We start from the raw sequence: 20,785 nt of genomic DNA, 5'->3' as shown, positions 1-20,785 counted from the left end.
GCACAGGCGCTGGTGTTCAATTCCGCACCAAAGATTCGATTTACTCCGAGGTCATTCGATCGCTATCCACCGCGATCCAGATAAACTGCGGTCGCTAACGCGACTCCCCATGGGGTTCCCATGCAGTCCCTTCATTCAGGTCCAAGCGAAATCCTGCACTGCCGACATGCGAAGGGGCACGCTCCGTGGCCCCAACGGGGTACCCTATGCCAGCCTTGGGCAACGCCCAAGGAAAACCCCACCAGCAAGATTCGAGCCCTGTGGGGGCGACCCAACCCTCGCCGCGGCAACACCCATTGGGCCGCCCCTTCAGGGCTGAACTTCTCAATCACAACAGAAACCCATGGCGTTGCCATGGGCTGACGTATGTTGCGCCTTCAGCGCACATTCCTCCACTCCCAAACCACCGCATCCCGCTCCTTCGCATCCTCGCGCTGCGTCGCGTGAATATCTCCGGCACCGTATTGCGGCGCGCGCCCCCCGGTCACGGCGAAGCGTGCCCATCCAGGTGATTTGGGACCCCAAGCCAGTCACGACGGAGCGTGGCCCTCCAAATGATTTCATGTGGATGGAGCGGCAAGCCATCCCTTCGCACGCATCGCCGGTTCCGCTTCATTTGCCCCAGCGATAAAAAATCGGCTCAAGCACTCCGAATTGATCGGTCAGCAATCCCTCGTAACCGCACGGACGGTCATCCCAGTAGCGCCAGTCAACGCCACTCTGGTTCCCCCCGAAAACGCGCGCTTCGGCCAGCCCATGACAGAGTCGGGTGAGCATCCTGTCGGCTTCACGCTTCAGACCGCAGTGATAAAGCGCCATCACGAAATGCCGGGTCTGCGAATGCGTGCGGCCGCCGTTCTGATAATAACCCAGGGGATACCCGGGAATGATGTCCGACAAATCATGGTCGGGAATGTGCCACAGGTTGCCGGGAAGCCCCAGCGAGGGATCAGGCATGCCGACCGTGTGCGCCTCGGCGAGCAGCCTTTCCATGATCGCGCGCGCCTCGGGATTGTCGATCAGCCCCTCGGCAATGGCCGCTCCATTGACAGGAAGAAAGGCGTAGTCATGCAGCCTGTCATCCCGGCACCGCCAGCCCGCAAGCCAGCCGGTGTCCTTGTTCCAAAAAGCTTTCCGGTAGCTGGCACGCAGTCGGTCAGCCCAAAACGAGAGGCGCTCGGCCTCACGCCTTTCTCCAAAGCGCGCCAGCCCCACTTCAAGGGCGCGCAGCGCGCCGTAAAGGATCGCATTGGAAAAGGCGTCCTTCCAGCCAAACGAGATGACATCAAACCAGCAGGTGCTCCACTGCCCCGTTCCACTCTCGCCTGTCCGATGCGGACTTTCAATGAGACCGTCGTCATCGAGATCGCGCCCGTACGCCGCATCAACCTTTGCCGCGATGAAGGGCTTGAATCTGCGGTACCAGTCCGTCGTCGCACTGTGGCGCAGGTATTCGCCCACTCCCCGCAGGGCTGATGCCCCGGTCTGAAGGTATTCGTCGTCCGCATCGTGCGAGGTCCCGTCCTGAAGCAGACGCCCGGCCGCGTAACCGGGCCCCCCCGTCAGCCACCGCTCCAGGGAGTAGCGGAGAAACTCGACCGCAGGCAGCCCGGGAAGCACCTCTCCCTGGGGACGGGTCACCGCCGCCCACGTATCCATGCAGACGGGACAATGCATCGATGCCCCGTTGTTGCTGAGCGTACCGGTGTCCGCCCGGAATGTCAGTGCCGTCCACTGCGTGCGTGCAAGCGCGCGCCTGGCGACCGCCGGCGCGTCCGCACGCAGCAGCGGCCGGGGGGTCCTGGGCGTCAGCGTGAATGTCGCCCGATGCGTGCCGGCTCCCAGGCGATACAATCCTTCGGCTGTGGGCTCCTCGCCCACCTTCAGTTCGAGCACGTTGATGTCCTGTGACCGGCGGCAATCGCTTCTCGCCCATCCAACGGCCGACGAACTCGCCACCTCCCAGCTTCCAAAGGCCGGCAGCGTCAGAAGCGCGGGCAGGATGACCCCGCCGGCCTCGCCCGTTTCGGAAAGGCGGCCGAGGACCTGCGACGGTGAAACGCTGTTTCGCAGTCCGATCATCCATGCCGCACTGTGCCACGCCACCTCGCTGTGCTTCGCCGAGCGTTCGGCCTGCAGCGTGATCTTCTCCGGAGTCACCACCCATTTAAGCCGGTAGCGCTGGCCGCCCGCACTGAACTTGTACGTCACGGCATTCCCCCTCACCTGCGTCGCGCCCTCGATGTTGCAGCGAACCGAAGGTGCCGCCACCGGTGCGCTGCCAACGGGATGGAGCTGGGGGCCCTGGGAGAAAACGGGCGGTCGTGTTGAAAGAAGATTCTTCCCGGCGTTTGCACGATCCTCGATGTGCAGCCCAAGAAACGAGAAGCCCGGCCGCCCGAGTGTGAAGCCAACTTCAAAGTCCCTCGTGCGATAGCGCACGGCTCCATCGCACAGCCGGGCGCTCACACCGGCTGGTTGTCCGTGAAGATCGACAGTGGAGATGCGGAGCAGCTTCTCATTGCGGGGCGCGATGGGGTCGATCAGCTCCCCCTCCAGCACAAATGCCGACAACGCGAGATTCCACGGCGTCCATCCACCGTCGATGCCGGACTTCCTCAGCTCAAGGATCACGCCCGACACCACCACGCGCGGGAGCCGGAACCAGCGCACCAGCGCCGGAATCTCCTGCGGCAGACTCTCCTTCTGCCAGACTACCTGCCACTTCCCTTCCTTCCATCCAAGCAGGCGCACCCCGGTCACCCAATCGAGATCCTGGCGGCTGCCGCATTTGTGGTAGCCCTGTCCGCGTCTGATTCCCAGGCGGTGAAGCCGCGCGCGTCCATGCAGCCGGACCACACGTTGATGAATCAGCCGCCTTTCGGGCACGTCACGCTCGCCGGAAAGCGGCGCTGTCCAGACCGCGCGGCCCGCGTCCAACCGCGAGTTGGTAAACAGGTCGCCCATCGGGGGCTCGTAATCCACCAGTGTCAGCAAATCCTGAATCATGAAATGAAGGCGTTTTGGAATTCATCTCATCACGGCCGGGGCGCCCCGCCGAGTAACCGCACATGAAGAATTTGGGAAATGTTGGGTGTGGGCAGGGAATCAACCGCCCGTGCAACGCCTGTCCGGACGGCCTCGCGGCCCCAGGATTCAGGGATGCAGCCTCACATCCCGGCGGCGCGCCCCACGCGCACGTTCAAATGACATCCGCGTAGAGCTTTTCGTAGAGTTCAGCCGCACGGGACCAGCCGAAATCACGCCGCATTCCGCGCTGCTGAACCGCCCGATAGGCCGCCTGGTTTCCGAAGAGCTCAAGTGCTCGCTGCAGCCCGAGCCCCAGACCCCGCGCCGTCGGCGGGAACATGATGCCCGTGCCTTCCGCCGGGCTCTCTTCAATGTCCGTCACAGTGTCGACCAATCCGCCCACGCGGGAGACAACGGGCACCGTGCCGTAGGCCTGGGAATACATCTGGTTGAGTCCGCAGGGTTCAAACAGGGACGGCATCAGGAAGAAATCACAGCCCGCCTCGACCAGGTGGCTCATCGACTCGTCGAGTTGGAGCAGGAGCTTGACCTTCTCCGGCGCGCCTTCCGCGAGGTCCGCAAGGACCTTTTCCAGCGCAGCCTCACCGGTTCCAAGCACCACGAGTTTCGCATCCTGAGTCAGGAAGAAATCGCGATTGGCAAGAATCAGCGAAATGCCCTTCTGCTCTGTCAGGCGCGCCACCACTCCAAAGATCGGTCCGGCAAAAGTCGCAGGCCAGTTCATGCGCTTGAGCAGCTCGGTGCGACAGGAGGTCTTCCCCGCAAGGTCCCGGGCGGAATACCGGGCGGGCAGAAGCGCGTCCGTAGCCGGATTCCAAATCGCCGTGTCGATCCCGTTCAGCAGACCGACAAGATCGTCAGCGCGCGTTTGAATGACACCCTCGAGGCCGCAGCCGAACTCCGATGTCTGGATTTCCCGCGCGTATTGCGGGCTCACCGTCGTGACCTGATCGGCAAACAGAATCCCCGCCTTCATGAAACTCACCTGGCCGTAGAACTCCAGGCCATCAATGCTCATCAGCTCATCGGGAAGATTCATCCGGGCAAATGAGGTCCGCGGGTAAACGCCTTGAAACGCGAGGTTGTGTATCGTGAAGACCGTCTTCAGCCCGAGGGTCACTCCATGCCGTCTTTCCGCATAACGGAGAAAAATCGGCAGCAGGGCCGTCGGCCAGTCGTGCGCGTGAATGATGTCCGCGCGAAGTTCCAGCACGCGCAGCGTTTCGACCACGGCCTTGGCGAAGAATATGAAGCGGTTGTCGTTGTCCTCATAGTCGCGCTCCCCGTTTCCATAGATCCCGCCGCGATCGAAAAACTCCTCCCGGGCGACGAGAAACACCGAGAGATTCTCCCGCGGGGAGAATTCCAGGATGTCGCAGGACGCGAAACGATCCCCCATCTCGATCTTCAAGCGCAGCCGGCGCCTCGCCTTCGCCGCATCGGAGTGCCCGAGGGCGGCGCGATACCCGGGAAGAAAAACGATCACCTCATGCCCGCGCGCCGCAAAGGTGGTCGCCAGCGCACCCACCGCGTCCGCCAGGCCGCCGGTCTTGACGTACGGAAACAGCTCGCTGGCAGCATGGACGATCTTCATCGGATGTTTCTTGAATATTGACTCGCCGTTGTGGGAAGGATGGCTCGACCCATCGCCCTGCGCCAAGCCGTAAAATCTCAACAAAATTTTTGTCGCTGACCGGTGTCGACAAGCGCGGGGAGGTTTCCGAGGCTGGGAAGCAACTGTTTCCACGCTCCACATGCGCTCCACCATATTCACGATCGCCAACCAAAAGGGAGGGGTCGGCAAAACCACCACCGCCGTCAACCTCGCCGCGGCTCTGGCAGACAGGAAAATCCACACCCTGCTGGTCGATCTCGATCCCCAGGCAAACGCCACAAGCGCCTTGGGCATCGAAAAGACGGAAGGCCGGAGCCTCTACGGACCGCTCCGTGGCGAAGGCGACGCGGCGGACATGGTGGTGAAGACGTCCTGCGAGAATCTCTGGCTGATCCCAAGCGAGGAGGACCTCGCCGCCGCGGAAATCGAAATCGCCCAGTCCGAGAATTATCTCAGCAAGCTCCGATCCGTGCTCCAGCCCCTCAAGGAGGCCGCCACCTACCGCGTCATCATCATCGACTGCCCGCCGTCGATGGGAATGCTTTCGATGAACAGCCTCGCCGCCGCCGACTTTCTGCTGATCGCGCTCCAATGCGAGTATCTGGCGCTCGAGGGCCTCGGGCAGATCATGCGCAACGTCGACCGGATCCGGGAGGCGGGGGTCAACAGCGGGCTCGAGCTCGGCGGCGTGGTCATGACGATGTTCGACATCCGCACCAACCTCGCCCGACAGGTTGTGGAGGAGGTGAGAAAACACCTGCCTGAAAAGCCCTTCGACACCGTCATTCCAAGAACCGTGCGCCTGAGCGAGGCCCCCAGCTTCGGAAAAACCATCTTCGCCTACGATCCGGTTTCACCCGGAGCGACCGCCTACAGGAATCTCGCGAAGGAAGTCATCTCCCGTTTCAAGCTGAAGGAGACGTCCTAGGCCAGCATGTCCCTCGCCAAGTATCGCCACGCGTTCCTGATCGGGCTCCAGAGCAATCTGGTGTACCGCTGGAATTTCGCGGTGCGCGCCAGCTTCTCCTTCATCCACCTCGCGTATGTCTTCATCCTCTGGGGGGCGGCCTTCCAGGGGAGGACCCAGGTGGGCGGCTTCGACCTTGGCCAGACGCTGACCTACTTCATCGTTGTCCTCGTGCTGCAGTTCTTCATCAGCGCGATGAATGAGGACTACGAAATCTCGGAGGAGATCCGCAACGGCCTCATCAATCAGTTCCTCCTGAAGCCGATCAATTATTTTGTCTACCGCTTCAGCATTTTTTCCGCTGCGCGACTGATTTCCGGCGGGCTTTCACTCATCCCGCTCGTGATCGCTCTCCCGCTCCTGAAGGACCACCTTTCTCTGCCCGCATGGGGAGTGACCTACGTCCTCGCCCTGCCCGCCCTCGTCCTTTCCGCGCTGATCCAGTTCACCCTCGCCTACTGCTTCGGCCTGCTGACCTTCTGGTTCCTCGAGATCCAGTCATTCGTCATTCTTTCCCTGGCCGTTGAGTCCGTCCTCGGCGGCCAGATATTCCCGCTGGATCTCTTCCCGCGCTGGCTTTACGAGATCTCCACCTACCTGCCGTACTACTATCAAATGTACTTCCCAGCGGCGATCATCACCGGGCGGATCGAGGATCCCGCCCTTATTGTCCGGGGACTGGGCATTCAGACATTCTGGATGATTGCACTCTACGGCATCGCCCACCTGCTGTGGACCCGAGGATTGCGGCGGCACACCGCCGTCGGAGGCTGACGCATGCGCTCATTGCTCCACTACGCGAGATTGTGGCTGGCCTGTGCGCGCTACTCCGTCGTGCGCACCATGATGTTCCGGGGCGACTTCCTGATGTGGTCGCTGGTCGAGCTGTTCTGGATGAGCGTCAACCTGCTGCTCATCGGCGTGATCTACCGCCACACGGACAGCATAGCGGGATGGAACCAGTGGGAAATGACCCTCCTCGTCGGCACATCGCTGCTGATCCAGCGGCTGCTCATGGGTTTCTTCTGGAGCAATCTCTTCGAAATGGGTCGGAACGTCCGCTCCGGCGCCTTCGATTTCTTCATCGCCCAGCCCGGCCGCCTGCTGTTCATGGTTTCAACCCGGAAGGTCGATCTGGACGGATTTCTCAATGCACCCGTTGCGATCGGCGTTGTCGCGTACTCCGCGCACCAGCTCGGTCTCACGCCATCGACGACCCAGATCCTGCTCTACGCATGCTTCATCCTGTGCGGTCTTGTCATCCACTACTCTACTCTGCTGATCTTCATCTCTCTGGTCTTCTGGCTTCAGAGCGCAAAGGGGGTTGAGGGCGGCTATTTCATGCTCAACGAATTTTCCCGCCTCCCCCGCAGCGCGCTGCGCGGTGTCGCGTCAATCGTCTTCGTGTACACGCTTCCGGTCGCCGTCGTCACGAATGTCCCCTCCCAGACCCTGCTTTACGGGCCGGATGCCGGACAGTCGGCATGGCTGCTTGGCGTCACCGTGCTCTGGCTTGCCGTGGGCATCACGGTTTTCCAATGCGGCGTCCGCCGTTACACCAGCGCAAGCTCATGACCCCAGATCTCGCCGAGCTGCAGCGCAGCCTTGGGTACGCCTTCCGCACACCCGCACTTCTCCTGGAGGCATTGACCCACGCATCCTTCCTGGCGGATCATCCCGACGCGGGACCCAACAACCAGCGGCTCGAATTTCTCGGGGATGCCGTCCTGCATTTCGTCCTGACAGAGCGGCTGTTCTCTCTCTATCCCAACGACCGGGAGGGCCGCCTCTCGCAGAGCCGCGCCCTGCTGACACAGGGATCCTTCCTTGTGGAAATGGCCGGGCGATTCCAGATCGAGCGTCACCTGCGGCTGAGCGCGAGCGAGGAATCTACCGGCGGGAGAACCCGCGACGCCGCCATCGAGGATGCCTGGGAAGCCGTGATCGGCGCTGTTTACGTGGATTCAGATCTTCCCACGGTGCGTGACCGGATACTTTCCTGGTGGGGCGATATTGTCGAATTGATCGACTCCAGGGAGACAGGCGACAACCCGAAAGGCAGGCTCCAGGAACTGATCCAGCCTGCATTGGGAAACTCAGCGCTGCGTTACGATGTCGCGGCGATCGACGGCATGGATCACAATCGAACCTACAACGTCACTGTTCTGCTCAATCAGTCGACAATCGGTCGAGGATCCGGCTCATCCAAAAAGAAGGCCGAAACAGCGGCGGCGCGGGAGGGCCTTGCGTGGATTCAGAAAAACGGAATTCCGGCGCTCAAGCCGCAATAGCGAAGGCTGCGCGGACGCCTACATTGAGGAGATTTCCGTCGGATCGGTCACCCCGCTGGTCAACTGCGTCAGCTCCTGCAGGGATGTGAAGTGCTGGCTGAGGTCGAAATCCCCTCCAAGTCCTCCGACAAGCTTGTCGAAAAGATCGCGCTTGGAGGCCTTCAACGCCTCGATGCGAGCCTCGATCGTTCCGCCGGTCACCATGCGATACACAAACACCGTGCTCTTTTGGCCGATGCGGTGCACGCGGTCGACAGCCTGCGCTTCAACCGCAGGGTTCCACCAGGGGTCGAGCAGGAACACATAGTCCGCGGCATGCAGGGTGATTCCGGTGCCGGCGGCCTTGAGGGAAACGAGCATCGCCGCCGCCCCGGGCGCATTCTGGAAGCCCTGCACGGGCTTCTGGCGATCGAGCGTCATGCCGGTCAGTTCGTAGCGGGGAAGATCTGGAAAACTCTGTGCGAGCGCCAGCTTCACGCGATCGAGCAGCATGACGAACTGGGAAAAGATCACCGCCTTGTGTCCATTGCTCACGACCTCTGCGAGTTTTTCGACCAGCAGGTTGATCTTCCCCGAATCCGAAAGCGGCGCCCGCAGCCAGGGCAGCATGTTCGGGTCGCAGCAGACCTGGCGAAGACGCGTGAGCAGTGCGAGGAAACCGAAGCTCTTTTCGCGGATCGCCGTCCCCACATCGTCGCCCAGGCGCTGAAGCCCCTCCGCGCAGATGCGCGCATATTCCGTGCGCTGCACGTCGGTCATCGGACAGATCAGCTCCACCTCGACCTTGGGCGGCAGCTCCGTGGCCACCTCGTCTTTCGTGCGGCGAAGGATGAAAGGCGCCAGTTGCGCCCGAAGGCGTTCAAGCGTGGCGGCGCGGTCCGCACCCAGCGCGGCTTCAAACCCCGCGCGCGAGCCCAGCAGGCCCGGAAGCAGAAAGCGGAAAATACTCCACAGATCCAACTGCCGGTTTTCAAGGGGGGTTCCCGTCAGGACAACGCGATGCCTGGCCCGAATGGCGAAGCAGGTCTGCGTCACCTTCGCGTCGGGGTTCTTGATAAACTGCCCCTCGTCCAGCACGGCATAACCGAAATCCACGGCGTCCAGCAGCGCGCGGTGCTTGCGCAACTGCGTGTAGCTCGCCAGCCAGAGCACGGGTTCCTTGTGCGTTGAAAAATCGTGATTGGTCTTCAGGACCTCGATCTCGAGCGCCGGAAAAAAGCGGGCGGCCTCCTCCCTCCAGACGGGCACGACGCTTGCGGGGCAGACAATCAGGTTCGGGCGGTCGGAAATCCCGCGGGCGCTGAGCAGCGTCAGGACCTGCAGCGTCTTGCCCAGTCCCATTTCATCCGCCAGCAGACCGTGGCATCCCGTTTCGCACAGGTGCCAGAGCCATTCTACACCTCGTTTCTGGTAGGGTCGCAGCAGGGAAGGCAACGCCCGCGGTTCGGAGCTCGGAGACAGCACCTGCTGGCGCCAGGCCTCGAGTTCGGGGGAGATTGTCAGTTTGACCTTCGAATCGTTGAACAGGGAGAAGATCAGGTAGGGCGATATCGCGCCATCGGTCTGGAAATCCGCGACGTTTTTCTGCCAGGCATTCACCGATGCCAGTTTTTCGGCCGGCAGCGTGACGATTCCCAGACTGGGCAGAATCATCGGATTCGTGCCACTCCTGGTCACCGCCGCGACCTCCTCGTCGGTCAGCATCCGTTCGCCCGCCCGGAATATCCAGCGCAGATCCAGGCTGCCGGCACCCGAACCCCTGCTTCCGCGCCGCTCGGCAACGGCTTCGATCTCGATGGAGAGCGGTCCCTGCAGCAGACGCGAGGAGTCATCATCCAATTCGACGCCGAACAAACGTTTCCACGCAGGCAGCGTGCCCTTGAGAAAATTCGGAATCTCCACCACGGACGAGAGTGTGTACTCGCCGCTTGCCGCGTTGTAGGCAAAGTGCGCCTTGCGGGCATAGGCCGCCAGGCCGATCAACTTCGCGCGCTCGCTGGAGGTGAAGTAGCCGGCGCCGCTCGCATGTGTCGCTGAACCATGCGCAGCGATCCTGCTCTTGTCCGGGTTGAGCCAGAACGCCTGGAAAACCAAACCCTCCGGCCGCGTGCGAAACACGAGAATCAGCGGGCGTGCCGGCCCGCCATTGACGGAGCCCGTGGCACGCGCAGGCGGGACGCCTGCACCTGTCGCACGCACCGAACTGACAACGGCGGACGAAGCCTGGGTTTCGCCTCCGCGAGAGGCCGCCGGAGCGGATGAGGTTCGCCCGACCGACGGTGCCACAGCGCCCGCGCCCGCATGGCCATTCGATCCGTTGCTGTCGTGACGTTCCGTAGTTTCCGAAATTGGACCAGAATCCCCCGGGGAAATTGGGTTGGATGGTGCAGGTGCCCCGGCAGTCGCCGGTGCCAGACCCTCGGTCGCCACGCGATCTCCCGGAAGCGGCGAGATCTCATCCGCGACCAGTTCCTCGATCTCATGCATGCCCGCGACAGCGAGGGCTCGGGCCACATCCAGATCGGTCGACGAGGAGCGGACATTCAATCCATCCGCCCGCCACTCGATCACGGCATATTCATCCTTTTTCTCCACCCGGCGATGCACGATGGCATCGGTGTCGGTCAGCTCCAGCTCCCTCACCTCGCCGTGTCGATAGATCCTTGCACCTTCGTCCAACTGGCGGGGCGAAAACGTCGATTCCCACTCGTTCGACAGCTTTTCAAACCAAAATTCGACCGAACGAGGTGTGTAGATTCGTTTGGGACCGTGGGATTGCATCCGGCTAAAAGGATCCGTTTTAGATCGGTTCACCTGCCGGGCAACCCAAATTTCCGAACTGAAATGCCAAAGGCCGGCAATGCATTTTCGCTCGAAGGCAGATAATCTTTCAATCCGGCGACACAGGAGCTTCTGCTGCAACCGCCGGCGATGCCACCGCATGTTCCCGGTCTGCGATGGTCTTCGTAGCGATCACCGATGCGCCTGCAGGCACCCCGTGATGCGCAGGTCCGTGTTGAAGCCCAGCAACAGAAGCAGGTGACCGCACGTGTCCGCCGCAACGGTGAAATGGACTTCCAGCGGGTGGTGCGCGGGCACTCATGGCACGATAGATGGCGGCGCAAGGTTGGACTTTTGCGCGGTGCGGTCGGGGCATCCGCGCTTGCCGCACCGCCGGGTGCGGTCTGTCATGCGGGCACCCTATGGCCCGCTCCCGATCTTCCGCCCGAGAATCTGGCAAATCCACCACCGCACATCTCGGCTTCGAGGCCACGCTCTGGCTCGCCGCCGACAAGCTGCGCAACAACATGGACGCGGCGGAATACAAGCACGTCGTCCTCGGCCTCATCTTCCTCAAATACATATCCGACAGCTTCGAGGAGCATCGCGCCAAGCTGATCGCCGGACAAGGCGACTACGCCGGGGCCAACCCCGAAGACCCCGACGAATACCGTGCCGAGAACATCTTCTGGGTGCCGCCCGCCGCGCGCTGGAGCTACCTGCAAAACAGCGCCAAGCAGCCCACCATCGGCAAGATCGTTGACGACGCCATGGTTGCCATCGAGCGCGACAACCCGCGCCTGAAAGGCGTCCTGCCGAAGGACTACGCCCGACCCGCGCTCGACAAACACCGCCTCGGCGAGCTCATTGACCTCATCGGCACCATCGGCCTCGGCGACAAGGAGAACCGCAGCAAGGACATCCTCGGCCGCGTCTATGAATACTTCCTCACACAGTTCGCCAGCGCGGAGGGGAAGAACGGCGGGCAGTTCTACACGCCGTCCTGCGTCGTGCGGCTGCTGGTCGAGATGCTCGCACCCTACAAGGGCCGCATCTACGACCCCGCCTGCGGCTCCGGCGGCATGTTCGTGCAGTCGGAAAAGTTCGTGGAAAACCACGGCGGCAAGCTCGGTGATATTTCCATCTACGGCCAGGAGAGCAACGCCACCACGCGGCGGCTGGCCATCATGAACCTCGCCATCCGCGGCATCGAGGCCGACTTCGGCCCCGAGCACGCCGACACCTTCCGCCGCGACCTCCACCCCGACCTCCGCGCCGACTACGTCCTCGCCAACCCGCCCTTCAACGACTCCGACTGGTTCCGCAAGGACGACGACGTGCGCTGGCAGTTCGGTATCCCGCCCAAGGGCAACGCCAACTTTGCCTGGGTGCAGCACTTCATCCATCACCTCGCGCCGCAGGGCATGGCCGGCTTCGTCCTCGCCAATGGCAGCATGTCATCGAACCAATCCGGCGAGGGTCAAATCCGCAAAGCCCTCGTCGAGGCCGACCTCGTGGACTGCATGGTCGCCTTGCCGGGGCAATTGTTCTATTCAACGCAGATTCCGGTGTGTTTGTGGTTCCTCACGAAAAGCAAATCCGCTCACAAAGTGAAGCGCGCCAACGACAATGTGCCCGACTGCATCCGCGAACGCAAAGGTGAGACGCTCTTCATTGATGCGCGGAGGATGGGAACGCTCATTGACCGCGTGCATCGTGAACTGACGGAGGAAGACATCGATAAAATCGTCAGCACCTATCACGAATGGCGCTTCGACGACCTGGAATGGCGGGGCGAAGCGGGCAAGGCTGGATGCACGCTCCCCGCCGTGCCCGGCTCGCAATACAAAGACATCCCCGGCTTCTGCAAATCCGCCACCACGGCCGAAATCGCCGCCCACGGCCATGTGCTCACACCCGGCCGCTATGTCGGCGCCGAGGAGGTCGAGGACGACGGCGAACCCTTTGACGAGAAAATGCCCCGGCTGATCGCAGAGTTGGAGGCGCAGTTTGCGGAGTCTGCAAAACTGGAGTCACAGATCCGGGCCAACCTGGCGGGACTTTTCTCGAAGAGTGAAGAGTGAAGAGCGAAAATGGAAATGACTGAGCAGCGAGAGATCAAAGAGCGCACGTTCGAGTTTGCCACTCGCGTGGTAAGGCTTTGCCGTGCTCTGGAGGAATCCGCTGGCGTCTCGCGAACGCTGGCCAACCAGCTTTTGCGCTCAGGCACATCTGTTGGTGCAAATGTCGAGGAGGCTCACGGCAGCCACAGCAAACCAGATTTCATCGCCAAGATGTCGATTGCGAACAAAGAGGCCCGCGAAACCAACTACTGGCTGAGACTGCTCGCGGCATCGAACGTCGTCCCCCCTGAGAAACTCAGAGATATCACCGACGAGTCTGATCAGCTGATCGCCATCCTGACGACCATTGTGAAACGCAGCCGCGAGAATCAGTCATGATTTCACTCTTCCAATTTCACTTTTCACTCTTCTATCCGTCATGATTTCACTCTTCCAATTTCACTTTTCACTCTTCTGCTCGTCGCCCCTCGTCGCCGAACTGCGCGCCCTTTTCGTTTCTCCCCTCTCCCTCTGGGAGAGGTCGGGTGAGGGTGCCTGCATGTCCGCGAAACTGGAGGCTGCGATTCGCGCCAACCTCAAAGGACTCGGATTCCAATGAACACGGCTCACCCAACCCAAAGCGCAAAACGCCTCTCCCCCTGGGAGAGGCTGGGTGAGGGTTGCTGGCCCCAAGCCAGCATTGCCATCAAAGCAAACCTGAGGGGGCTGGGGTATGTCTGACGGCGAACACAAAGGGACAAAAAGGACTCGAAAGGACGAAAGGCCGCTTCCGTCCCCGGCGTCCCTTCCGTCCCTTTCTGAAACCGAGAGCTTCATCCCGCCCCACGGCGGCTACGAGCAACTCCACTCCTTCCAGAAAGCCCGCATCGTCTATGACGGCACCGTGCGCTTCTGCGACCGCTTCGTTGACCGGAAATCCCGCACCCACGACCAGATGGTGCAGGCCGCCCGCTCCGGGAAACAGAACATCCTCGAAGGCAGCCAGGCCAGCGGCACATCAAAGGAAACCGAAATCAAGCTCACCAACGTCGCCCGCGCCAGCCTCGAGGAACTGCTCGAAGACTACCGCGACTTCCTGCGCGTGCGCGGCATCGCCGAATGGCCCAGGGAGCACTCCCACACCCGCCGCCTCCGCGAACTCAACCGCCAGCCCAACGCCAGCTACGACACCTTCAAGAAAGGCATCGAACACCCCGACCCGGCCATCGCCGCCAATGTCATGATTGGCCTCATCAAACTCACCAACTACCTGCTCGACCAGCAGCTCAAGCGGCTCGAACAGGATTTCCTGAACGAGGGAGGCCTGCGCGAGCGCATGACCCGCGCCCGCCTCGCCTCCCGAACGAAACTACACCGGGAAAGACCTCATGACCACTAGCAAAACTCCAAAAGGTGGAGCAGCAGAAAACCGCACGCTCCACCCTCCCTCCCCACCCCTTGTGTCACTTGCGTCCCTGCCGTCCCTTTTTTCTCTCAAGCGGCCCGCCCAGTTCGCCGAGTCCGCGAAACTGGAGGCTGCGATTCGCGCCAACCTCAAAGGACTCGGATTCCAATGAACACGGCTCACCCGACCCAAAGCGCAAAACTCTTCTCCCTCTGGGAGAGGCCGGGTGAGGGTTGCTGGCCCCAAGCCAGCATTGCCATCAAAGCAAACCTGAGGGGGCTGGGTTATGGCGGGTGATTACGAGGAACACGAAGTCGAGACGCTGCTCGGCGAAGGCGCGTTGCTCATCAATGATGGCTACCGCGCCAAGAACAGCGAGCTTTCTGATACCGGCATTCCGTTTGCGCGGGCTGGAAACATCGATGGCGGCTTTCACTTTGAAGACGCCGACCGCGTTCCAGCACACACACTCGCGAAAGTCGGCCTGAAGCGCAGCCTGCCCGGTGACGTAGTGTTCACGTCAAAAGGAACCGTTGGTCGTTTCGCATTCGTCCGCGAAGGAACGCCCAAGTTCGTTTACTCCCCGCAACTCTGCTACTGGCGCTCTTGTGATGCTTCACGCATTCATCCCCGTTGGCTTTTTTACTGGATGAATGGGCGTGAGTTCTTTCTCCAGTTCAAGGGTGTTGCTGGTCAGACTGACATGGCGGAATACGTCAGCCTTCGCGACCAACGGGCGATGAAAATCACGCTCCCACCCCTCGCCGAGCAAAAAGCCATCGCGGCGGTGCTGGGGGCGCTGGACGACAAGATCGAGTTGAACCGGCGGATGGGCGCGACGCTGGAGGCGATGGCCCGCGCTTTGTTTCAGTCGTGGTTTGGGAACTTCGACCCCGTAAGACGAAATCTGGATCGGCGCGGGCCAAAGAGTGAAAGAGGAAAAGTGAAGAGTGAAATTGATTCGCCGCCCAACCTTTCCAATTTCAATTTTCACTCTTCACTCTTCGCCCCCCTCTTCCCCGACTCCTTCCAAGACTCCGAACTCGGCCCGATTCCCAAAGGCTGGAGCGCCAAGCGGCTGCCCGAGGCCATCGAAGTAAATCCGCGCCGCACCTTGAAGGCCGGAACCGTCGCACCTTATCTCGACATGAAGAACCTGCCCACGCAGGGCCATTCCGCCGAGGAAGTCATCGACCGCGAGTTCAACTCCGGCACCAAGTTTCAAAACGGCGACACGCTGCTCGCCCGCATCACGCCATGCCTTGAGAACGGGAAAACCGGCTACGTGGACTTCCTCAAAGACGGCGAAGTCGGATGGGGCTCCACCGAATACATCGTCCTCGCGCCCAAGCCGCCACTGCCCCCGCAGTTCGGCTATCTGCTCGCCCGCTCCGATGCGCTGCGCTCCCACGCCATCCAAAACATGACCGGTACCAGCGGACGCCAGCGTGTCCCCTCCGAGTGCTTCAACACCTTCTGGCTGGCAGTCCCGCCGCCCAAGATCGCCCACCGTTTCGACGAACTCACCACACCGATGATGGCGAAAATCAAAGCTAACGCCGACCAATCCCGCACCCTCGCCACCCTGCGCGACACGCTGCTGCCGAAGCTGCTGAGCGGGGAGTTGAGCGTGGCGGAAGTCGAATTCCAACCGGAGTCCATGCCATGAGCCAAGTCTTCAATCTCTACTGCGACGAAAGCTGCCATCTGGAGCATGACCATCTGCCTGTGATGGTGCTGGGCGCGGTGTGGTGCCTGCAAGACAAGGCGCGGGAGACGGCGGTGCGGCTGCGGGAAATCAAACGAGCCCATGGTCTGCCTGCGGACTTCGAGTTGAAGTGGACCAAGGTTTCGCCTGCCAAACTGGGCTACTACATGGAGGTGCTGTATGGCTGGTTCACGGCTGACTTTCTCAAATCCTTGCCGCGCTGGCCGGGGAAGCGTGTGGGCCTGAAGCGCCACCCCATGAGCCGGGGCAAGGACGCGACGTTCTGGCATTTCATCTCCGAGGGCGAAAATGAGGAAGATCGCCTGATGGACATGCGCCGCTGCGAGCGCATCCGCTGGCCGCGCCCGACGATGGAGGCTTTCGTCGATCGTCGCCCGGCGCCAGGAGATCGCATCGTCTGGTGGAAGAATGAGCGCCGGGGAGAGGGGCGCTACCTGCTGGCGTTGCCTGATTTCAGCTATCTCATGGTCGTGGCCGACCGTGGCGACTACGTGCTGCCGTGGACTCAGTATCATGTGGACCGTGAGCACCGCCGGGAGAAATACCGAAAGGAATACCATGTCTACTGGGCCACACAAAAAAGCTGAGGCCGCCCCTTGCGGGACGGCCTCGTTACTCCTTCAACACATGGTTGATGAGCTGAGCAAAGTATCGGCAATGACTTGCCGAAGGTCAAGCGTGGCTTCTGACGGCCCGGCCTCTTGCTTCGCTTTTCTATTTTATCGCAAACCTGTTTTCTCGCCCCGAGGCGGCGAAAACCACGTAAAATCACGGGATTGCTTATTTAAGCCCATTTTATGAGCCTCACCGAATCCATCGTCGAACACGCCGCCCTGGCGTGGTTCGGGGAGCTGGGCTACTCCTGCCTTGGGGCAGAAGCCCTCACCCCTACCCTCTCCCACGAGGAGAGGGAGTCCTACGGCGAGGTGGTGCTGGTGGGGCGACTGCGTGAGGCGTTGCGGCAGTTGAATCCCGCCATTCCCGAGGAAACGCGGGAGGAGGCCCTGCGGAAGGTGCTGCGCGTGGGAACGCCGTCGCTGGTGCGGACGAACCGGGCCTTTCACCGGATGCTGCGCGACGGGGTGGATGTCGAATACGCCCGGCCCGATGGCAGCACGAAGCACGACAAGGTCTGGCTGGTGGATTTCTCCGACGTGAAGGCGAACGATTGGCTGGCGGTGAACCAGTTCACGGTCATCGAAGGCCGGCACAACCGGCGGCCGGACATCGTCGTGTTCATCAACGGCCTGCCGCTGGCCTTGATCGAGCTGAAGAACGCCGCCGATGAGGACGCGACGATCTGGAGCGCCTACGCCCAACTGCAAACCTACAAGGCGGAGATTCCCAGCCTGCTCGCCTACAACGCCACGCTGGTGGTGAGCGACGGTCTGCAAGCCCGCATGGGATCGCTGACGGCGAACCAGGAGTGGTTCAAGGTATGGAGGGAAATCGATGCCGATTTCCCTCCACCCTCACCCCAGCCCTCTCCCAGCGCGAGAGGGAGCAAGGCCACGCTCGAACTGCAAACGCTCATCTGCGGCGTCTTCGAGAAGGAACGCTTCCTCAAGCTGCTGCTACATTTCATCGTCTTCGAGGAGAACCCGGACACGGGAGCCATTCACAAGATCATCGCGGGCTACCATCAGTTCCACGCGGTGAACGCAGCCATCGAGGAAACGGTGCGTGCCAGCGGCATGAGCGAGAGCAGCATGCTGCGCGAGGAACCGCCGGGCCGTCACTGGGCCGGGAAAATGCACGGCGGCAAACCGGGCGACCGTCGCGCGGGCGTGGTCTGGCATACGCAGGGCAGCGGCAAGAGCCTCACCATGCTCTTCTTCGCTGCCCGCGTGATCCGCGAGCCCGCGATGCAGAACCCGACGCTGGTGGTGCTGACCGACCGCAACGACCTCGACGACCAGCTTTTCGGCCAGTTCCAGCGCTGCCATGACGTTCTCGGGCAAACCCCGGTGCAGGCGGCGAGTCGTGACAAGCTGCGTGAGTTGCTGACCGTGGCGAGCGGCGGCGTGGTCTTCACCACTATCCAGAAGTTTCTCCCCGAGAAGGGCGAGAAGATGCCGTGCCTGAGCGGGCGCAGGAACATCATCGTGATCGCCGACGAAGCGCACCGTTCCCAATACGATCTCATTGACGGTCTCGCCCGGCACATGCGCGATGCCTTGCCGAACGCGAGCTTCATCGGCTTCACCGGCACGCCCATCGAGAAGACGGACGCCAACACGCGGGCGGTGTTTGGCGATTATATTTCCATCTACGACATCCAGCGCGCCGTCGGCGACAAGGCCACGGTGCCGATCTACTACGAGAGCCGCATTGCCAAGCTGGGCCTGAACGCCAGCGAGCTGCCGAAGCTCGACGCGGAGTTTGAGGAGATCACGGAAGGCGAGGAACTGACCAAGAAGGAGAAGCTCAAGACCAAGTGGGCCGCGCTGGAGGCTCTGGTGGGCGACCCGAAGCGTCTCGCGCTCATTGCCGCCGATCTGGTGGCGCATTTTGAGAAGCGCACGGAAGCCATGGACGGCAAGGCGATGGTGGTCTGCATGAGCCGCCGCATCTGCGTGGACCTTTACGTGGCGCTCATCAAGCTGCGGCCGGACTGGGCCAGCGCGAAGGACGACGATGTGGAAGCGGAGAAGGGCAAGGCCTGCGTGGTGAAGGTCATCATGACCGGCAGTGCCGATGATGGCCCCGAGTGGCAGCCGCACATCCGCAACAAGGAGAAGCGCCGCGCGATGGCGAACCGCTTCAAGGACAGCAAAGACCCGTTCCGCATCGTGATCGTGCGTGACATGTGGCTGACCGGCTTCGACGCGCCCTGCCTGCACACGATGTATGCCGACAAGCCGATGCAGGGCCACGGCCTCATGCAGGCCATCGCCCGTGTGAACCGCGTCTTCCGCGACAAGCCGGGCGGGCTGGTGGTCGACTATCTCGGGCTGGCCGACCAACTCAAACGCGCGCTCGCCGATTACGCGGAAAGCGGCGGCAGGGGCGATCCGACCTACGACACCAAACAGGCCATCGCCATCATGATGGAAAAGCACGGCATCGCCGGTGCCATGCTGCATGGCTTTTCCTGGGTCAAGTGGACGACAGGCACTCCGCCGGAACGCCTGCAACTCATCCCTGCGGGACAAGAACACATCCTCGAACAGGAGGACGGTAAGGCGCGTTGGAATCAGGTCGTCACCGAGCTTTCCCGTGCTTTTGCCCTGTGCGCTGCCAGCGATGAGGCCACGGAAATCCGAGACGACGTGAGCTTCTTTCAGGCCCTACAAGCCGCCCTCAACAAACGGAGCGCCCATACCCAAAGGACTCCCGAACAAATAGACGCCGCGATCCGCCAGCTTGTGAGCAAGGCAATCACCACTGAAGGTCAGGTGATTGATGTCTTCACCGCCGCCGGATTGCCCAAGCCGGACATTTCCATCCTGAGCGACAGCTTTCTCGCCGAGGTGCGCGGCCTGAAATACAAGAATGTCGCCGCCGAGCTGCTGCAGAAACTGCTCCGGGACGAACTCAAAGTGCGTGCGAAACGAAACCTCGTGCAGAGCCAGCTCTTCAGCGAGAAGCTTAAAAAGACCCTCAACGCCTACCACAACCGCGCCATTGGCACGATGGAAGTGATCGAGGAGCTCATCAAGCTGGCGAAGCAGCTCACAGCAGCCGACCAGCGCGGCGTCGCGCTCGGCCTCAGCGACGAGGAAATCGCCTTTTATGACGCCTTGGCGGCCAACGAGAGCGCCGTGCAGGTCATGGGCGACGCCAAGTTGCGGGTGATCGCCACCGAACTCGTGACGCAAGTCAGGCGGAGCGTGACCGTTGACTGGACTCTGCGTGAAGGTGCCCGGGCAAAGATCCGCGTCTTGGTGAAGCGCATCCTCAAGCGCTTTGGCTACCCGCCGGACATGCAGGAAGCCGCCGTGCAGGAGGTGTTGGCCCAAGCCGCCCTGCTCTGCGCCGACTGGGCGGCGTGAGGAGCCATAAAAAATGGCGGGATGGACGGGACTCGAACCCGCGGCCTTCTGCGTGACAGGCAGACGCTCTAACCAGCTGAGCTACCACCCCGGTTGGGAAAAGAGGGCGAACCGTAGGGTTCGCGCAGGGTGAGTCAAGCGCTGTTTTGACGAAGGATTTCAGGCACCACAAATCCCCATCACAAGGCGATTTGCATCATAGTTCGGAACAGAACTCCCAACACTCACACCAGCCTGCTCAATCAGACCGGACAGTGTATCCGGCTTGATCCGGTTTGTGCAGCGGCACCACTACCGTTCGATTGTTCTTTCGCATGATCAAGTGGGATCCCGTTTGACGCTATGCCTCGAAGCCAAGCCTTCTCAGCGCCTTCTCCGCATCTTTGCCACTCACATCACGTGGAACCTTCACTTTACGGTAAGTACCGGATCCCGGACAAATGCAGCCGCAGGCGTCGGGGCATTGCCTTCGGCTCAAAATAGCCATGAACCGCATCGGTCACCATGCTCTGAAGCTCGGCAAGTGTGTCTCCCTGCGTGCAGATGCCTCCTCCCGTAGGATCATCCCAACGGGCAACGTATCCATCCGTGTCAGGACAGTGCGTGACGCGAAAGACCAACTCCATGTGTCGATCCTATCCGGAGGTACACTTCCGTCAAACTAAAGGATGCTCATGAGAGTCGTCGACCAAAGCGCTCGCCCAAGCAAAACCTCAACGCAATGTACCTGCAAAAAGCGCCTCTGGTGTTAAGAGGCGCTTTTCTGAAAATGGAGCGGGCGAAGAGCTCGAACTTCTCGACGTCCACCTTGGCAAGGTGGTGCTCTACCAACTGAGCTACGCCCGCGAGAGAGGTGCGAAGAGATACGGTGGCTTCAGCAGCGTCAAC

At 61.5% G+C, this 20,785-nt stretch carries 14 protein-coding genes and 2 tRNA genes; 11 read left to right on the top strand and 5 right to left on the bottom strand.

All coding sequences use genetic code 11. The features are described from left to right. Window positions 1–612 precede the first annotated feature (612 nt). A complete protein-coding gene (locus HS122_10810; protein MBE7538891.1) occupies window positions 613–3,009 on the bottom strand; it encodes a hypothetical protein in 2,397 nt (798 codons plus the stop codon). A gap of 193 nt (window positions 3,010–3,202) precedes the next feature. Continuing rightward, window positions 3,203–4,645 carry a glycogen synthase GlgA gene (glgA, locus tag HS122_10805; GenBank protein ID MBE7538890.1) on the bottom strand — a complete coding sequence of 481 codons (1,443 nt, stop codon included), beginning with the start codon at window positions 4,643–4,645 and terminating at the stop codon, window positions 3,203–3,205. 160 nt (window positions 4,646–4,805) lie between these two features. On the opposite strand from glgA, the gene HS122_10800 reads away from it, so the two are divergent. From HS122_10800 to rnc, 4 genes are read left to right on the top strand one after another with little or no spacing between them, the layout of a single operon-like run. After that, window positions 4,806–5,594, top strand: coding sequence for a ParA family protein (locus HS122_10800; GenBank protein MBE7538889.1), 789 nt, complete (start codon window positions 4,806–4,808; stop codon window positions 5,592–5,594). A 6-nt stretch (window positions 5,595–5,600) separates the two neighbouring features. After that, window positions 5,601–6,407, top strand: a complete 807-nt coding sequence (locus HS122_10795; protein ID MBE7538888.1) for an ABC-2 family transporter protein — start codon at window positions 5,601–5,603, stop codon at window positions 6,405–6,407. Between the two features lie 3 nt (window positions 6,408–6,410). Beyond that, the gene (locus HS122_10790) at window positions 6,411–7,208 is read left to right on the top strand and encodes an ABC-2 family transporter protein (GenBank protein ID MBE7538887.1); all 798 of its coding nucleotides are present in this window, start codon (window positions 6,411–6,413) and stop codon (window positions 7,206–7,208) included. Then, window positions 7,205–7,924, top strand: a complete 720-nt coding sequence (gene rnc / locus HS122_10785; protein ID MBE7538886.1) for a ribonuclease III — start codon at window positions 7,205–7,207, stop codon at window positions 7,922–7,924. The genes HS122_10790 and rnc overlap by 4 nt, the downstream gene beginning before the upstream one ends. 18 nt (window positions 7,925–7,942) lie before the next feature. Here rnc and HS122_10780 read toward each other — a convergent pair whose 3' ends face one another. Next, window positions 7,943–10,705: a DEAD/DEAH box helicase gene (locus HS122_10780; GenBank protein MBE7538885.1), complete on the bottom strand. Its 2,763-nt coding sequence runs from the start codon at window positions 10,703–10,705 to the stop codon at window positions 7,943–7,945. 422 nt (window positions 10,706–11,127) lie between these two features. Between HS122_10780 and HS122_10775 the strand changes: the two genes are divergently transcribed. The 7 genes from HS122_10775 (at window position 11,128) to HS122_10745 (ending at window position 19,897) form a co-directional block, all read left to right on the top strand. Beyond that, entirely contained in the window at window positions 11,128–12,789 is a 1,662-nt protein-coding gene (locus tag HS122_10775) for an SAM-dependent DNA methyltransferase (GenBank protein MBE7538884.1), read from the top strand. Window positions 12,790–12,804: 15 nt separating this feature from the next. Beyond that, window positions 12,805–13,167, top strand: coding sequence for a four helix bundle protein (locus HS122_10770; protein MBE7538883.1), 363 nt, complete (start codon window positions 12,805–12,807; stop codon window positions 13,165–13,167). A gap of 40 nt (window positions 13,168–13,207) precedes the next feature. Then, the gene (locus tag HS122_10765) at window positions 13,208–13,387 is read left to right on the top strand and encodes a hypothetical protein (GenBank protein MBE7538882.1); all 180 of its coding nucleotides are present in this window, start codon (window positions 13,208–13,210) and stop codon (window positions 13,385–13,387) included. A 114-nt stretch (window positions 13,388–13,501) separates the two neighbouring features. Then, the gene (locus HS122_10760) at window positions 13,502–14,167 is read left to right on the top strand and encodes a four helix bundle protein (GenBank protein ID MBE7538881.1); all 666 of its coding nucleotides are present in this window, start codon (window positions 13,502–13,504) and stop codon (window positions 14,165–14,167) included. Window positions 14,168–14,459: 292 nt separating this feature from the next. Further along, window positions 14,460–15,842, top strand: a complete 1,383-nt coding sequence (locus tag HS122_10755; GenBank protein ID MBE7538880.1) for a restriction endonuclease subunit S — start codon at window positions 14,460–14,462, stop codon at window positions 15,840–15,842. Beyond that, entirely contained in the window at window positions 15,839–16,489 is a 651-nt protein-coding gene (locus tag HS122_10750; protein ID MBE7538879.1) for a hypothetical protein, read from the top strand. The genes HS122_10755 and HS122_10750 overlap by 4 nt, the downstream gene beginning before the upstream one ends. Before the next feature lie 210 nt (window positions 16,490–16,699). Continuing rightward, window positions 16,700–19,897, top strand: a complete 3,198-nt coding sequence (locus HS122_10745) for a type I restriction endonuclease subunit R (protein ID MBE7538878.1) — start codon at window positions 16,700–16,702, stop codon at window positions 19,895–19,897. 14 nt (window positions 19,898–19,911) lie between these two features. On the opposite strand, the gene HS122_10740 is transcribed toward HS122_10745, so the two are convergent. Together HS122_10740 and HS122_10735 are read right to left on the bottom strand one after the other, a co-directional pair. Continuing rightward, window positions 19,912–19,988, bottom strand: a tRNA-Asp gene (locus HS122_10740). Between the two features lie 679 nt (window positions 19,989–20,667). Further along, window positions 20,668–20,743: transfer RNA gene (locus tag HS122_10735), tRNA-Gly, on the bottom strand. Window positions 20,744–20,785: the final 42 nt, after the last annotated feature.

The sequence above is a fragment of the Opitutaceae bacterium genome, from assembly GCA_015075305.1.
GTDB lineage: Bacteria > Verrucomicrobiota > Verrucomicrobiia > Opitutales > Opitutaceae > UBA6669.
Note: the sequence above shows the minus strand (reverse complement) of the source record. Positions and strands in the feature narration are given on the sequence as shown.